Consider the following 15784-nt stretch of genomic DNA (forward strand, 5'->3'; position numbering starts at 1 on the left):
CGGAGAGAAGGGGTCCGTGATGAGCTCGGAGCGAGCACAGGGCCGCGGCTGGGTACGCATTCCCGCCAGCCGTGGGGAACAGCCCGCCGGTCGGGCCAGGGCCGCCGGGTACGACCGCACCGCGTACCCGGGGTCGTACCCGGGTTCGTACGCGGGGCCGTACGCGGCGGCCTCCCACGCCGACCAGCCCACGATCTACCTCTCCGTGATCAAACGCTGGAGGGAGGCCGGGCGCACCCTTCCGGGGCATCCTGACGAGGAGTGGGAGCGGCTGATCTCCCAGCCGTGCTGGCCCGGCCGTTAGGTGGTGTGGAACGTGGCAGCGGCGGAACGGGACGGACCCGAGCCGGTCCGGCAGTCCCCCGTGACCGTGCCCGGGGAGCGGTTCGCGCTCAACGGCATGGGCAGTCTCGAATGGGACCTGGGTGCCGGGACGGTGGTGCTGGACGAGGCCGCGATGCAGGTCTTCGACCTCGGGCCGGAGGAGTTCGACGGCACCGTTCCCGGTGTCGGACGGCGCATCCCGCACGAGGACGGGCTCCGGCTGACCGAGATCATCGAAGGTGTCCTGGCGGACGGCGGGGACACGTACGGCGCGTACTTCATGGTGCAGCGGCGCGACGGCCGCGACCAGTGGACGCACACCTCGGGCCGGGTGCTCCGGGACGGCGCCGGGCAGCCCGAGCGGATCGTGGGGATCGTCCGCGACGCGACCGCCGAGCTGGCCCACGCGACGCTGCTGCGCAAGCTGGAGGCGGCGCGCGCCCAGCAGACGACGATCGTGCAGCGGACCACGGAGGCCCTGTCGCGGGCGGTGACGGTCGACGACGTCACGGCCGCGCTGACCGGGGCGGGCGCGCTGGAACGGCTCGGTGCGGACGGGCTGGCCCTGGGGCTGGTCGAGGGCGGCACCATCAAGATCATCGCGCTGAGCGGGGAGTCCCTGGAGATCCTCAGCGAGCGCCGGTTCACCCGGCTGGACGGTTCGCTGCCGCTGTCGCGCGCGGTGCTCACCCGGCAGGCACGTTTCGTCACCTCGCTCACCGAGCTCGGCGGCGAGTTCCCGCTCCTCGCGGACTATTTGAACCGGATCCGGTACGACGCCGCCGCCTACCTGCCGCTGATCGCGCAGGCCAAGGCCATCGGCGGACTGGTCCTCTTCTACCGGCGGCGCACTGAGTTCAGCCCTGAGGAGCGCAACCTCTGCCTGGGCCTGGCGGGCATCGTGGCCCAGTCCCTCCAGCGGGCGCTCCTCTTCGACCAGGAGCGGGAGTTCGCGACCGGTCTGCAGGCCGCCATGCTGCCGCGCCGGATTCCGGAGATCACCGGCGGGGAGATCGCGGTCCGCTACCACGCCGCCTGGAGCGGGCGGGAGGTCGGCGGCGACTGGTACGACGTGATCTCGCTGCCCCGCGACCGCGTGGGCGTCGTGGTGGGCGACGTCCAGGGCCACGACACGCACGCGGCGGCGATCATGGGCCAGCTGAGGATCGCGCTGCGGGCGTACGCGGGGGAGGGCCATCCGCCGTCCACCGTGCTGGCCCGGGCCTCGCGCTTCCTCGCCGAGCTGGACACCGAGCGCTTCGCCACCTGCATGTACGCGCAGGTGGACCTGGAGACGGGCGGCGTACGGGCGGTCCGCGCGGGTCACCTCGGACCGCTGATCCGGCACACGGACGGGCGTACGGGCTGGCCCAAGGTACGCGGCGGCCTGCCGCTCGGGCTGGCCTCGCTCTTCGAGTACGAGGAGTTCCCCGAGACCCGGCTCGACCTGGTGCCCGGGGAGACCATGGTGCTGTGCACGGACGGCCTGGTGGAGGAGCCGGGCACCACCATCACCGCCGGGATGGACGCCCTCGCCCAGGCGGTGCGCAGCGGCCCCCAGGGGGCCGGGGCGCTCGCCGACCACCTGTCCGACCGGCTCTGGGAGCGCTGGGGCTCCGGGGACGACGTGGCCCTGCTGGTGCTGCGCCGGGCCCCCGACCCGGGCACCCACCGGGCGCCGCGCATCCACCAGTACGTCCACCAGGCCGATCCGGAAGGCCTCTCGGAGGCCCGCTACGCCCTGCGCCAGGCCCTGCGCGACTGGGGCATGCCGGAGCTCGCCGACGACGTGGAGCTGGCGGCCGGGGAACTGCTGGTCAACGCCCTGCTGCACACCGACGGCGGGGCGGTGCTGACGATGGAGGTGCTGCCGGAGCCGGTCCGGCGGATCCGGCTGTGGGTCAAGGACCGCTCCAGCGTGTGGCCGCGCCGGCGCACCCCGGGCGAGGCGGCCACCACGGGGCGCGGGCTGCTGCTGGTGGACGCGCTGGCCACGCACTGGGGCGTGGAGTCCCGGGGCGACGGCAAGGCGGTGTGGTGCGAGTTCGACGCCGGCGGCAGCCCCCGGAGCGTGGGGTGACCGGACGGTCACCCCGGGTTGTGGGGTGCCGGTGGCGGGGTGATGATGCGAGCCATGGAACGGATCGTGTTGTGCGCGGGCTGACCAAGGCCGCGGTGACGGGCGCCCTGGCCGTGCTCCTGCTGGTGGCCGGGGTGCCGGCCGTCGTGGACTGGGCGACGGGGCGGCCGCACGCGGCCCCCGCGTGCCAGTCGGTGGCCTTCATGTCGATGACGGACGTCGCCCCCGACTGCCGGTAGCGGCGGCTACCGGCCCCGGGCGCGTGCCGCGGGTCCCCACCGCTCAGTGCTCGCGGACCTCGACGTCCTGCGAGTCCCGGGCGACGGTGGTGACCGACTTCGGCATCAGGCCCGAGAGCCGGATCTCCTGGAGCTCCGCGGTGACCACCGCGTGGCCCGGGCGCACGTTCACGAAGGCGCCCGGGGCGTTGGCCACCCAGCGGCGCACCTTGCCGTCGCAGACGATCTGCTCCGCGCCGACGCTCAGCCGGCCGCCGCCCTCCTGCTCGACGGTCGCCCTGATCTGCATCGCCCCCCTGGGTGACGCCTGCTCGCAGTGGTACATCCCGGAAAGGGTGACGGCGCCGTCCCTGGCGACGTAGGAGTCGCGATGTACGGAAATCCCCTGATCGAAAACCGTGGCGCCGGCCGGAGCGGTGAATAGCGTGGTGGCGGCCAGTGCGGAGAAGGCCGTCAGGGCCATTCGGCGGGCGGGGATGAGCATTTTTTCCTCCAGGTGCAGCGGATGGCGAGATTCCACCGGAACGCATTGTGCTGGCAGGTGGGCGTACGCACTTGCTCCGCGCGCTCGTGTCGTTGTGCGCAATTACCTGCCCTGGCGCGTGAAACTGGCCGGACCACGTCCCCGAAGGGATCTTGTATGCGCCAGCCCGCCCTCCCCCTGCCCGTCCTCGTCCTGCTCCCGCTCCTTCTGTTCGGTGCCACCGCCTGCCAGAGCGCCCCGGAGCCGGACACACTCGCGCCCGCCGCCGTGCCGGCGGTCGTGGTGGACGACGGGGCGCCGGGCGCGGCGCAGGCCCCCGCACGGCCCGGCGTGAAGGACGCCCATGTGGGCGGCACCGCACGGGTGCACGGCACGCAGGTCGGCCGGCACCTCCAGGTCGAACTCGGGGCGTTCGTGGACCCGGCGATCAGTGTGGACAAGAACTTCGCCCCGCCCGCCGGAAAGCGCTGGGTGGCCGCCTCGATGTCCTTCGTCAACGTGGGAGGGGCCTCGTACGGGGCCCTCGGACGCATGTGGGCGCACGACAGCGCGGGGCAGCGTCACCCGGTGGTGAAGACCGGCGAGCTGACGACCGGCAAACCGATCGTCTTCGATTCCCTGGAGGTCGGTGAGCGGGCCGAGGGGTGGGTGGTGTTCGAAATCCCGGAAAGCGCGCGCATTGTGCGGCTCCAGTACCAGGACGCGAACACGCAGGCGAATTCCGGAGAGGGATTCTGGACCGTCTAGCCCGCCCGGGTGAAGGGCCGTGAAAGGCTCGGCGGAGAGACCACTAGGGTGCGCGCATGACTTCTACTCAAGCCGAAATCGACCGGTCCTCGCTCGGCACCCTTTCGGTGCTCGCCTGGATCGGAGACCCCGAAGAGGCGCACGACATCCCGTACCTCCTCGCCTACACCCTCGGTGACGGACCGCAGGGCCGGGAGGCCGGCGAGGCGGCAGCCCGCGGGCTGCTGGAGGAGATCGGCCTGCCCATCGGCGACGTGGTCATGGACGGCACCCTCAAGGCGGCCACCTTCCCGGTGCAGATCCTGCTGGAGGGCAACCAGATCGCCCTCACCCTGCCCGGGATGAACGCGCGCTGCACCGCCCCCGACGAGTGGGTCGCCGCGGCGGACGAGAGCGGGCAGGCGTACTTCCTGTTCGCCACCCGTGCCTGGCCCGAGGCGGTCCCGGGCCGGCCGGTCGCGCCGGAGACCCTGCAGGCCTTCGCGGGCGACGAGTCCGTGCTCACCAGCAGCGCCCACTGCGTCCTCGCCGTGCGGCGCGTGCAGCGGTAACCACAGGCCGGGTGCCGCCACCACCCGCTCCGGCCGCCGGGCTCCCAGCCCGCCCGGTGGCCGGTTCCGCTTCACCCGGGGCCGGGGCCGGGGCCGTGGCCGTGGTCAGGGCCGTTCGAAGGCGAACCGCAGCGAGCGGACCCGGTTGTCGAAGTTCGACCCCGCCAGGTCCGGCAGGCCCACCGCCCGCAGCCCGACCGGCCGGGTCAGCAGCTCACGGAAGAGGGCCTTCATCTCCACCCGGGCCAGGTGCGCGCCCAGGCAGAAGTGCGGGCCGCCGCCGCCGAACCCCAGGTGCGGATTGGGCGAGCGGGTGATGACGAAGGCGTCCGGGTCGGGGAAGACCGCCTCGTCGCGGTTGGCGGAGGCGTAGTAGAGGACCACCTTGTCGCCCGGCCGGAACACGTGCCCGTCCATGGTGTGCTCGGCGGCCACGGTCCGGCGGAACTGGATGATGGGCGTCGAGTGCCGGATCATCTCGTCCACCGCTCCGTCCGCGTACTTCTCGAAGTCCGAGAGCAGCAGGTCCCGCTGGTCCGGATGGTCGGTCAGCAGGGACAGCCCATGGGTGATCGCGTTCCGGGTGGTCTCCACCCCGGCGACCATCAACAGGGAGAAGAAGGCGCCGAGCTGGCGGGCCCCGAGGGCCTGGCCGTCGACGTTCGCGCAGACCAGCGCCGAGATCAGGTCGTCGGTGGGGTGCTTGCGCCGCTCCCGCCCGATGCCCGCCACCATCCGCTGCATACGGGCGAGCGCACGCAGCCCGCGCCCGGGCATCCGCAGCCGGGAGGCCAGGCCCCGCTCCACACCGATGTTCTCCGAGGCGTGGTTGACGCGGTCGGCGATCTCGGCGCGGTAGTGCTCGGGGATGCCCATCATGTTGCAGATGACCTCCAGGGGCAGCCGCGAGGCCACGGCCGAGACGAACTCGTCGGGCTGCTCGGCCAGTACGTCGTCCACGATGCGGGCGGCCACGGCGTGGATGTCCTCCTCGGCGGCCGCCAGCAGGCGGGGCGTGAAGGCGCGCTGCACGATCTTGCGCAGCTGGGCGTGGTCGGGGCCGTCCAGATTGACCATCGAGTCCCCGAACAGGGCCCGCACCCAGCGGGCCGGCTCGGGGGTGGTCACGCCGGGGGCACTGGCGAAGACCTTGGGGAGGCGGCTGGCCTCCTGCACCTGGGCGTGGCGGACGAGGGCCCAGTGGCCGCGCCCGGACCCTTCGGGGACGAAGACCGGGCCCTCGGCCGCGCGCAGCCGGGCGAAGGCCGCGAGGCGGTGGGCGGGGGGCTGCTGCCAGAAGCCTGGCTCGGCCAGCTCCCCGCCGGGGTCGGTGCCGTGGCGTTGTGCCGGGAGTGTCATGGCAGGGCCTCCAGTCGGTGTGCGTCGTTCTGCGCTGGAGAACGGCGCCGGGGGCGCGGGAGTGACGGTTCGGCGGGGTGCGGCTGCGGGCCGCGGGTGCGGGTGCGGGCGCGAGCGCGGCCCGGGGCGTCAGACGGCGGCGCCGGCGGCCGCACCGGCCCGCGTGGACAGGGTCAGGCCGACCGCCACCGTCAGCACCCCGACGAGGCCCGCCCAGAGGACGGCGTACGTACCCGACCAGGTGCAGGCGAGCGTCACGAGGGCGGACACCGGCAGGACCAGCTGCTGGGCCAGGCCGCGCTTGAAGTGCCGGGAGTGCAGCAGCCACACCATCATCAGGAACAGTGCGGTCGGGACCATGACGGCGGCGTTCGCGGCGACCTGGGAGATGTGCGCCTTGCCCACCGTGTGCTCGACCGCGACCTCGATGCCGGCACCGATCGCCGCGCCCGAGGCGAAGATCAGCAGGTGTCCGTAACCCCACGGGATGGCCTCGCGGTTGGAGTTCAGGTGCTCGTGCATCGGCACGGCGAAGTAGATCCACCACGCGGCGAAGACGATCAGCAGCCCGCCCGCCGCGATGGGCAGCAGCCGGCCCAGCGCCTCGTGCTCGTCGATCGCGGACTTGACCGCCACCGTGGCCGCGGCGATCGTCTCGCCGAGCACGATGATGGTGAACAGGCCGTACCGCTCCACGATGTGGTGCGCGTGCCAGGGCGTCTGGTGCCCGCGCTCGGCGATCACCGGAACCCCCAGCTCGGCGATGAGCAGCACGAGGAACAGCCAGCGCTTCAGGTCGTCCGGGACGAACAGCAGGCCGATCCAGCCCAGCTGGCAGATCACCAGTCCGGCCGCGTACTTCAGCGCCGACGCCCGGGCCTCGCCCTCCTCCCCGGAGGCGGCCCGCAACCACTGCGCCGTCAGGGCGACACGCATGATGATGTAGCCGGTGACCGCGACCGCCCAGTCGTTGTCGTCGAAGGCCCGGCTCACCCCGGCCGCGTACACGAGCACACCGGCGATCTGTACGAGCGTCGCGATCCGGTACGGGACGTCGTCCACGTCGTACGCCGAGGCGAACCAGGTGAAGTTCATCCAGGCCCACCCGTGGAATGACGGTGCAACACGTGCCCTGACCTGGGGGAACACGGTGTTGCGACTCTGTAGAGCCGTTGGGTAACCGTCCCGCTCTAGGCCAGGGGTCATCAGACCCCAACCACACGGACGGCACACATGGAACGCGCGGACCGCCCCACTCTGCGGGCGCTGGGCTTCAAGGACGAAGAGATCAAGGCGCTTGGACTCTGGGACGAAGCGCAAGGAGCATCGGAAGACCTTGCTGAGGCGTACCTAAGGCGCTCCAAGAAAAAGGACACCCTCTCTACCCTTCGGGAGCACCTTAGGGAGCTGTGCCGCAAGGCCAAGGAAGAGAAGAAGAAAATTCGGCACGTCTGGTTTGAGCAGCGCTCTGCCTCAAAGGCGCATGTCCGGCGAGAAGAATTCGAGAAGGCCACAGCCGCCATCATCGAAGAGGGAAGGTCCAAAACCCTTTACGCGTGGCGGACAGACCGACTGTCCCGAAGGGGCATGGGTGCAGTCGATAGGCTCATTGATCAGATGGAGCCGAAGGGCGCCCGAATCGTCATCACCTCTGAGGGGCTAGATAGCTCCCTCCCTGGAATGCGCATGGTTTTCGGCATCCTGGCCGACCGTGCCCGCGAAGAAGCGAAGTCTATTGCTACGCGTACAAAGATCGGAGGGGATGCCCACAAGAAGGAAGGGAAATGGCCGGGCGGAGTCGCACCCTATGGGCTTGAAGTAGTTGATGGAAAGCTCCGGCACAAGGAGTCGGAATACCCGTTCGCGCGCAACTACATCGCGGTTCCGCTGCTTCATGGGGTCGTGCCCGGGGACATCGCCAACGCGCTAAACGCTGTAGGTATCCGAACGAGAAAGGGCAAGCTGTGGCGGGCCCAAACCGTCATAGCGCTTGCGCAAACTCCGAGCTGGGCAGGATTGATCCCCGACCGCGAAAGGGCAAAGGATAAGTCGGGCGCGCTAATCGATTGGTGGTACAAGAAGGCTCAGCCGCTCATGGGGGCCGACGGACACCCGATCAAGTGCGGAGTGGGCGTTGTAACCTTCGCGGAGTACAAGCAGATCAATGCCAAAATCGAAAGCCGTTCCCGGCCAGGAACGACAATCGGTGACCGTGCGCGGGGAGTTCGGAAGGCCGCGACCCTCGTTACGAACATACTGAAATGCCCGCGCTGCAAGGGGCCTTCAGGAAATGGGGGAGCAAACTACAGGTGCATTGCCCGCGTGAACCAGGGACCTAGCGTCTGTCTGGGATTCGCAACCCAACGGCGCCGCATAGATGACGCCATGGCCGCTATGTGGTTGAAGCACATCATGAGCCTGTCGCCAGAATCCCCGACCATTCACCAGATAGCGCGGGACTGGCTGTCTTATGAGAACCCCGATAAGGAGGCGCGCAGGCAAGCTGTAATGGCGGCGCTGGATAGTGCCCTTGGTCGGCAACTGAAGCTCAACAAGGAATTCTTCCTTGGCGCGTCGGCAAACATGGATGAAGCCACATTCGAAGACCTGCGAAGGCAGGTCGCCAAGCAAATCGAAGACCTGAAAGCAGAACTGAACGAATTGGGGAAGACGGCGGACCTTACGCCGCTCATGAACTCAAAAGCCCTGGCCGCACTCTGGGAAGTGGCCGGAATCGAAGGTCAGCGGGCGCTACTCAAGGCGGCAGTAAAGGAGATCCACATCATTCCTGCAACGGGAAGGGGCGACCGGACGCCAATAGAAAAGCGCCTCAAGGTCTCATGGAAGGACACGAACGACCCCAGGAACATCGACAGCGCACTCAAGGCGGTGGAGCGCAGCAAGGAAAGGCGCAAGCGGACGCAGGAAGCTCCTGTAACCGAAGCCGACCTAAAGCAAGTCCTACTGACGGAGATAGTTTCCCTGGAACGTGCCCAGAAGGAACGCCGAAGGACGGTAAGGCAGGAATATGAGGCAAACCTCAATGTGACCAGCTAGCCTCAATTGGCGCCCCGGCGGAGTCGAGTTCCGCCGGGGCTTCCCCCAGGATCGCAGACAGCCCAAAGAAGGAGCATGAGCGTGGAACGGACCTACAGCGACCACAACGGCCAGCCGCTCAACGTCGGGGACCGTGTGGAGTACTTCAGCGTCATCAACGGGCCGTCCGGCGGAGACGCGTTGGGCTGGCAGGGCGGTGACTCTGGCACGGTGGCGGAGCTGGGCGGCACTGGCTACCCGGCGGGCATGGTCCTGGTCGAGATGGACAAGGGCACGCAGTACCCCGCCCCACATGACAAGGTCCGCGTGTGGGCTGACGGTTACCGGGTCGTCAAGACCGCCTAGCCGCCGACGTAAGCCCCTGAGGCGGCTTCGCTGACACCCAAGCCGTCCGTGCCGTCTCAGGCCCGTAGAGAGCCCCGTGAGCCCCTTGAGGCTGGCGGGGCTTTCTTGTCGGCACAGACTTGACATGAACATGATAAACAGAGAGTGCCGAGACGCATGCGGAGCGTGACGGCGGGCGGGTCTCGCTCAGCGGGTGTGGTGCGGTGGTGGTTCTTATGTATTTTCGGATTGCTTAAGAGAAACCTAGAGGCAAACCGAAGTCATCCAAGAATCACCAAAACGCCACACGGTGACCGGCGTCACACGCCAAAGCCCCAAGCCCTCAGGGAATGCATTCCTTCCGGGCAACCTTCACGCTCTAGTAAGGGCAGAGAGCGGGGCGGTTACCGCGCGCCCCTGGCGGATAAGGCGGACTGAGTCCACCCCGCTCTTCATGCCCGCCTAGCCCAACTGGTTAAGAGGCGCCGCCCTTAGAAGGCGGATGTTCCCGGTTCGAATCCGGGGGCGGGTACCGACCAATAACGCATGTGCGTGATTGCTTCGACAGGGTAGGGGGTGTCCGCAATGCGCGTCCGATGCCTTGAGTGTCGAGAGTGGGCAACCGTCAAGGGTCGGTGCTCTGCCCATCACAAGGGGTATGAGAACACTCGCTCTCGTCAGTCGCACCGCAAGAGGCGTGAGGCTATTGCCCGTGGGCACAATGCTGCCGCCCTTATGCGCAAGGCCGTACGTAAGGCCGGTCAGTGCATGTGTGCCCGATGCGGCATGACCTACCTTGCATCGGCCATCGACATTGACCACATCATCCCGCTTGCCAAGGGTGGCGAAGACGTGGCCAGCAACGTGCAGCCCCTATGCAAGGCGTGCCACAAGGGCAAGACGCGTGAGGACTTCGACCATAAGACCTTGCCTTTCTGATTCGGTGCGGCAGGGTAGGGCGGAGCGGGTCGAAAGTTCCGGCCGCATGCCTCCTGGCGATCCCGGCCCAAGCTCGACTTATGCGCGCTAGGTGTGACGCCGTTTTTGGGTGGCCGCTTCCTTGTGGCTACTGGCGCACGGCCTGTTTGGGCTCACGAGAAAGGCACCCCTTAACGGGTCGATAAGCCCCCGGAGGGTGGTGTCAAGTGTCCCGAAGTAAGGGCATCGACCAGCGGACCGGCAACGCCAACGTGGCTGCCGACCCGTCCGCCCCGGTTGTGTACGAGGGTCGGGCGCCGCGCGTGCCGTCTCACCTCAAGTCGGTGGGCCGTGACGTGTGGCGTGCCGTCTGGGCGGCCGGTGGCGGGGCGTACTCGCCGGACACGGACCGGAACATCATCCTGCGGTATGCGGAGCTTCATGACCGGCGTGCGTCCCTTCTCGCTGCCGTTGATAACGACGGACTCATGACCGTGGGTTCCACTGGTCAGCCTGCCGTGCATCCGGCCATGCGCTACGTGGAATCCACAGAGCGTGAGCTACGGGCGATTGAGACTGTCATCGGCTTCACTCCTGAGGCGCGTATGCGGCTGGGCATCGTTGCCGCTGAGGCGCGACGCGTAGCGGCTGGCCCTGAGGACTTCTAGCAATCACGCACGTGCGTTACTGGTCGGCAAGGGGGTGCGGTCTTGAGTGTGATCCACCCCCTGATTGCCCGCCATATTCCGGCTGACGCGCCGTTCCCTAGTGAGGGCTACCGCGTGGCCGCGTGGATCGAAGCCTTCTGCTATCTCACCGGATCGTTTGCCGGTCAGCGTTTCAAGCTTTTGCCGTGGCAGCGGGAACTTCTCATTGATGCCTACCGCCTTGAGCGTGACGCATTCGGTGTGTGGCGCCGCAGGCACCGCATGGCCGTGGTGTGCATCGCGCGCAAGAATGGCAAGTCCACAATTGCGGCAGCCATCATGCTCTATCACCTGATTGCCGATACGGCGGATAGTCAGCGCCAGGTCATCGCTGCGGCGAATGATAGGAACCAGGCACGCATGGTTTTTGATGCGGCTAAGCAAATGGTCAACGCGTCGCCCAAGTTGTCTGCCGTCTGCGATGTGCAGCGGGACGTGATCCGCTATAAGGACTCCACCTATCGCGTGGTGTCCGCAGATGCCGGACGTCAGCAGGGTCTCAACCCTTCGGCTGTCTCGCTTGACGAATACGCCTTCTCCAAGAATGCGGATCTGTTCGACGCGCTGACGCTGGGCAGTGCTGCCCGTAATGCGCCCATGACGTGGGTTGTGTCTACGGCGGGCCCTGACCCGGACGGCCCTTTTGCTCAACTGTGTGAGCAAGGCGAACGGGTTAACTCTGGTGAGGCGACGGACCCGACACTCTTCTACCGGAGTTGGGGTCCCCGTATTGGTGATCAGGTGGACCACCTGGACCCGGAGGTCTGGCGTGCCTGCAATCCCTCGTTCGACATTTTGAACGAAGAGGATTTCCGTGCTGCCGCTCAGCGGAGTACTGAGGCTAGCTTCCGGATTTACCGCCTGTCGCAGTTCGTCCGTGGCGCGTCCACGTGGCTGCCGCACGGCCTGTGGGATTCGCTGGCCGTGACCGATGAACTCAGTTCCGGCGATGCTGTTGTGTTGGGATTCGATGGCAGTTGGAAGGGAGACAGCACCGCTCTAGTAGCAACGAGGGTGGAAGACCTCAGGGTCTTCGTCCTAGGTCACTGGGAAGCTCCGGCGGATGACGCACACTGGCGCGTTCCCATGGTGGACGTGCGCGAGGCTCTTCGTTCCGCGCTGGCTACCTACACGGTGCGGAATCTAGTGGCCGATCCGTACCGGTGGGAAGAGACGCTAGAGAATCTTGAGGCGGAGGGATATCCCGTTGAGGCATTCCCTACGAACTCCCTTAAGCGCATGGTTCCGGCGACTCAGTCTGTTTACGATGCTTGCCGTGACGGCCGTCTTTCTCATGACGGTAATCCTGCTCTCTCGCGCCATATCGGCAATGCCGTCCTTCGCGAAGACAAGTACGGGGCACGCGTCACGAAAGAGTTCGCAGCCTCGCGCCGGAAGATCGACTTGGCTATAGCCATGATCCTGGCGGTTCACGGGGCCGTCATGTGGCGGGAAGAGAACCCCGGCTTGATAGACGCGCCGATCGTTGCCACATGGGAGAGCGACGGCGAAGTGTTCAGTTTCGGCGGGTCCGCCGAATTCTTCGATGATCTGTAGCGCTACCCGGTAGGGCAATGACGCACGCGCGTTATTGCTTCGGTGTGGGCTTTTGGGGGGTGGCTCACATGGGCTTTTGGCGTGCGCTCTTTCGGGGGCCGTCTCGGGAAATTGAGAGGCGGGCACAGTGGGACCCGGCAACGGACTTGTTCCCTATGCCCGGCGTTGTGTCGGCTGCCGGTCAGAAGGTAGACGCGAATTCCGCGCTGACAGTTTCGGCTGTCTTCGCTTGCGTGCGCCTGCTGTCCGAGACGATATGTACCCTGCCTGTTTCGACGTACTCGCGTCGGGGCGGGGTGCGTAGGGAAATTGATTCACCGCTCTGGCTGGAATATCCGAACGCCGAACCGGGCGGACTTGGCCGCATCGACCTTCTGTCTCAGGTTGTGCTCAGTCTCCTGCTTGACGGCAATGCATACCTTGCCGTCATTTGGGATGGGCCGAATATCGTTGGCCTTGAAGTGCTGGACCCCAATCGCATCGACACTCATACGGTCGTTGTGGACGGGCGGCGCCGCAAGGTCTTCTACGTGGCCGACTATGACGACGATGGTAATGAAGTCGCGCTTGGCTGGTACACCACGCGGGAAATCCTGCATATCCCCGGCATGATGCTGCCCGGCGAATTCACCGGCGTTTCGCCTATCGCGTTTGCGCGTGAGCCTATCGGCCTGGCCATGGCAGCGCAGACGTACGGCGCGAAGTTCTTCGCGAACGGGGCTATGCCCGGAGCACTCATTGAAGTACCGGGCGCCATGTCCGAAGAGGGGCTAGCGCGTGCACGCGAAGCGTGGCGGCTGGCCAACTCCGGCGCCGAGAATGCGCACCGCGTGGCCTTGCTTACCGAAGGCGCGAAGTTCTCGAAGGTGGCCCTGTCGCCGGACGAAGCGCAGTTCCTACAGACCAGGCAATTCCAGGTTCCGGAAATCGCCCGAATCTTCGGCGTGCCGCCGCACCTGATTGCGGACGCGACCAACTCAACTAGCTGGGGTTCGGGGCTGGCCGAACAGAACCAGGCATTCGCACAGTTCTCCCTTCGGCCGTGGCTTGAGCGCATTGAGGCAGGGCTTACCCGGCTTCTCTACGCGGAGACAGCCGACCGAAAGAAGTTCATCAAGTTCGGGCTTGACGGTATCCAGCGTGGCGCCCCGACAGAGCGTATGGGCATGTACTCGATCGGGCTACAGCAAGGCATCTATTCCATTGACGAAGTCCGTGCATGGGAAGACCTTGAGCCCCTGCCAGACGGCGCCGGAGAAGCGCACCGTGTGCCGCTAAACCTTGCCGACGTCACGGCCGACGAAGCGCCTGCCGCCGCTCCGCCCCCGCCCGCAATAGAACCCCCGGCGCCCGCTGGGGAAGACGACGAAGAGGGGGAAGAGCCCAATGCAGATGGAACGCCGGAACCTGGTTCTACCGGCTGAGGTCCGCGCCGAAGGCGAAAGCGTCACCATGCGCGGATACGCCTACCGGTTCAATGAACTGTCGCTGAACCTAGGCGGCTTCCGCGAACGCATCATGCCGGGGGCCGGAGCGGATTCTCTCCGCAGTAACGACGTGATCGCAACGTTCAATCACGACAACAACAACGCTCTAGGACGGATGAGTTCGGGGACGCTGCGAACCGGCGAAGACGCCGAAGGCGGCTGGTACGAAATCGATCTGCCCAACACCACGGCAGGCCGTGACGTTGCCGAACTACTCAAGCGCGGAGACGTGCAGGGAAGTTCGTTCACCTTCCGCGTGAACGACGGTGGGCAGCGCGTACACGATGAGCTTGACGAAGAGTCCGGCTTGCCCATTCGCGAGATCACAAACATGGACGTGGTGGAGCTAGGACCGGTCCTGAATCCCGCCTACCCCACCACTGACGCCGGACTCAGCCGCTCCATCGTGGCGAGTCTCGGCATTCCGCAGAGCAGTAACGCACGTGCGCTATTGCCTTTCAATCCGGCGCGCGAACTGTTCCGCGCTCTTAACAGGGGGGTGTCCGGTAATGGACGCAACGACTCTTAGCGCGAACCTTGAGGCGCGCGAGAAGGCTACGGCGGAGCTTCGCACACTCAGTGACGAGTTCGCCGGTAAGGACATGGACGCGTCGGCGCGCGAGAAGGAAGACAAGCTACTTGACGCGATTGCCGACTATGACGGCCGGATCAAGCGCGGCATTGAAGCCGTGAAGTCTCAGGAGTCCATCAACGCCCTTATGGGTGGACTCAAGGGAACCGGCAGCAAGCGCGACACTCAGGACAAGCTTAAGGATGCGGCTACGCAGCTTCGTTCGCTGGGGCTTTACGAGTCGGCTACCTTTGCGCCGGAGTCGCGTGGCATCGATACGGTCAGCGGCAAGAACGTGATTCCGCGAACCCTCTTCGGTCAGCTTCTCGCTGAGGCGGTAGAGCGTTCTACGGTCATGCGCAATGGTGCTTCCATCCTGACTACGTCTGGTGGTGAGTCCATTGACTTTACCGTTGTCACCGGTCGTGCATCGGCTGGCATTGTTGCCGAGAATGCCAACATTCCTGAGAGCACCCCGACCACGGTTCAGCGTTCGGTGGGCGCGTTCAAGTATGCGTATGCGTCTGTACTGTCCACTGAGTTCGTGCAGGACCAGGCTCTAGACCTTGTCGGCTTCCTGGTTGGGGATGCGGGTCCTGCGCTGGGGCACGGCATGGGGGCGCACTGGCTGACGGGTACCGGTACCGGCCAGCCCAAGGGGCTTATCCCTTCGGCCACTCCGGCAACTGCCACGTGGAAGGCTGGCGTTACGGATACGAAGGTGTCTGACGCGCTGATTGATCTCTTCTATGAGCTGCCTTCGTTCTACCGGGGTGCGGCAACGTTCATTGTCTCGGACAAGACGGCCGCAATCATGCGGAAGCTCAAGGATGCGAACGGCGCCTATCTGTGGCAGTCGGCTCTAACGGCCGGAGCGCCGGATCTCTTCAACGGTAAGACGGTTGAGACTGACGCTGTCATGCCCGATGACAAGGTCCTGTTTGCCGATCTGAGTAAGTACAAGGTTCGGCTTGCCGGTCCGCTTCGCGTTGAGCGTTCTGTCGATGCGAAGTTCACCACGGACCAGGTTGTCTATCGGTTCATTCAGCGTGCTGACGGCCTTCTGACGGACCTTCGCGCGGCGAAGGTTCTGACCGTTACGCCGTAGCCGCAAGGCTCATGGTCGGGGGAGCAATAACCCACGTGCGTTATTGCTCCCCCTTGTGGGGGGTGCTGTGAGTTACGCGACGATTGATGAGATTCGCGCGCTTGATGGAATGGAAGACGCGTCCACTTTCCCGGACGGCACCCTTGCCGATTCCGTGGCATACGCCGTTGAGGTAGTCGAGAACTATTGCGGCCGGAAGTGGGAAGGTGTGGACGCTCCGCCGGAAACGATCCGGTGGTGTGTGCGGACACTGGCGCGGCAATACTGCCTT

General features: G+C 66.2%; 15 protein-coding genes, 1 tRNA gene and 1 pseudogene. 14 read left to right on the top strand and 3 right to left on the bottom strand.

Annotated features, from left to right (window positions below):
• Window positions 1-19: 19 nt before the first annotated feature.
• The 3 genes from ACFY04_RS25735 (at window position 20) to ACFY04_RS25745 (ending at window position 2643) form a co-directional block, all read left to right on the top strand.
• The gene (locus ACFY04_RS25735; RefSeq protein ID WP_389119961.1) at window positions 20-304 is read left to right on the top strand and encodes a hypothetical protein; all 285 of its coding nucleotides are present in this window, start codon (window positions 20-22) and stop codon (window positions 302-304) included.
• Between the two features lie 12 nt (window positions 305-316).
• Entirely contained in the window at window positions 317-2404 is a 2088-nt protein-coding gene (locus ACFY04_RS25740; protein ID WP_389119964.1) for a SpoIIE family protein phosphatase, read from the top strand.
• A gap of 71 nt (window positions 2405-2475) precedes the next feature.
• On the top strand, window positions 2476-2643 hold the full coding sequence (locus ACFY04_RS25745; protein ID WP_389119967.1) for a hypothetical protein: 168 nt from the start codon (window positions 2476-2478) through the stop codon (window positions 2641-2643).
• Window positions 2644-2686: 43 nt separating this feature from the next.
• Here the strand turns inward: ACFY04_RS25745 and ACFY04_RS25750 are convergent, their stop codons facing one another.
• Window positions 2687-3163, bottom strand: a complete 477-nt coding sequence (locus tag ACFY04_RS25750) for a DUF6299 family protein (RefSeq protein ID WP_389119970.1) — start codon at window positions 3161-3163, stop codon at window positions 2687-2689.
• Window positions 3164-3283: 120 nt separating this feature from the next.
• On the opposite strand from ACFY04_RS25750, the gene ACFY04_RS25755 reads away from it, so the two are divergent.
• Both ACFY04_RS25755 and ACFY04_RS25760 read left to right on the top strand, forming a co-directional pair.
• Complete coding sequence (locus ACFY04_RS25755) at window positions 3284-3874, top strand: hypothetical protein (protein ID WP_389119972.1); 591 nt, start codon at window positions 3284-3286, stop codon at window positions 3872-3874.
• Between the two features lie 56 nt (window positions 3875-3930).
• Entirely contained in the window at window positions 3931-4425 is a 495-nt protein-coding gene (locus ACFY04_RS25760; protein ID WP_314250623.1) for a DUF5949 family protein, read from the top strand.
• A 105-nt stretch (window positions 4426-4530) separates the two neighbouring features.
• On the opposite strand, the gene ACFY04_RS25765 is transcribed toward ACFY04_RS25760, so the two are convergent.
• Both ACFY04_RS25765 and ACFY04_RS25770 read right to left on the bottom strand, forming a co-directional pair.
• On the bottom strand, window positions 4531-5784 hold the full coding sequence (locus tag ACFY04_RS25765) for a cytochrome P450 (protein WP_389119975.1): 1254 nt from the start codon (window positions 5782-5784) through the stop codon (window positions 4531-4533).
• A gap of 129 nt (window positions 5785-5913) precedes the next feature.
• Window positions 5914-6888 (bottom strand): annotated as a pseudogene (locus tag ACFY04_RS25770) (low temperature requirement protein A); the annotation flags it as partial.
• Window positions 6889-7017: 129 nt separating this feature from the next.
• Here ACFY04_RS25770 and ACFY04_RS25775 point away from each other — a divergent pair.
• The 9 genes from ACFY04_RS25775 (at window position 7018) to ACFY04_RS25815 (ending at window position 15513) form a co-directional block, all read left to right on the top strand.
• A complete protein-coding gene (locus ACFY04_RS25775; RefSeq protein ID WP_389119978.1) occupies window positions 7018-8841 on the top strand; it encodes a recombinase family protein in 1824 nt (607 codons plus the stop codon).
• A gap of 81 nt (window positions 8842-8922) precedes the next feature.
• Window positions 8923-9186 (top strand): hypothetical protein, encoded by a 264-nt coding sequence (locus tag ACFY04_RS25780; RefSeq protein WP_389119981.1) that lies wholly within the window; start codon window positions 8923-8925, stop codon window positions 9184-9186.
• 435 nt (window positions 9187-9621) lie between these two features.
• Window positions 9622-9697, top strand: a tRNA-Leu gene (locus ACFY04_RS25785).
• A 236-nt stretch (window positions 9698-9933) separates the two neighbouring features.
• Window positions 9934-10104, top strand: a complete 171-nt coding sequence (locus tag ACFY04_RS25790; RefSeq protein ID WP_389120202.1) for an HNH endonuclease — start codon at window positions 9934-9936, stop codon at window positions 10102-10104.
• A gap of 302 nt (window positions 10105-10406) precedes the next feature.
• Window positions 10407-10751: a phage terminase small subunit P27 family gene (locus tag ACFY04_RS25795; protein ID WP_389120204.1), complete on the top strand. Its 345-nt coding sequence runs from the start codon at window positions 10407-10409 to the stop codon at window positions 10749-10751.
• A 48-nt stretch (window positions 10752-10799) separates the two neighbouring features.
• Window positions 10800-12347 carry a terminase large subunit domain-containing protein gene (locus ACFY04_RS25800; RefSeq protein ID WP_389120207.1) on the top strand — a complete coding sequence of 516 codons (1548 nt, stop codon included), beginning with the start codon at window positions 10800-10802 and terminating at the stop codon, window positions 12345-12347.
• 155 nt (window positions 12348-12502) lie between these two features.
• A complete protein-coding gene (locus ACFY04_RS25805) occupies window positions 12503-13771 on the top strand; it encodes a phage portal protein (RefSeq protein ID WP_389119983.1) in 1269 nt (422 codons plus the stop codon).
• Window positions 13734-14363, top strand: a complete 630-nt coding sequence (locus ACFY04_RS25810; protein WP_389119986.1) for an HK97 family phage prohead protease — start codon at window positions 13734-13736, stop codon at window positions 14361-14363. Before ACFY04_RS25805 ends, ACFY04_RS25810 begins: the two co-directional genes overlap by 38 nt.
• Window positions 14344-15513: a phage major capsid protein gene (locus ACFY04_RS25815; RefSeq protein ID WP_389119989.1), complete on the top strand. Its 1170-nt coding sequence runs from the start codon at window positions 14344-14346 to the stop codon at window positions 15511-15513. The genes ACFY04_RS25810 and ACFY04_RS25815 overlap by 20 nt, the downstream gene beginning before the upstream one ends.
• The last annotated feature ends 271 nt before the right edge of the window (window positions 15514-15784 follow it).

Origin of the sequence: Streptomyces sp. NPDC001549, assembly GCF_042894025.1 — a bacterium.
GTDB classification, from domain to species: domain Bacteria; phylum Actinomycetota; class Actinomycetes; order Streptomycetales; family Streptomycetaceae; genus Streptomyces; species Streptomyces kutzneri.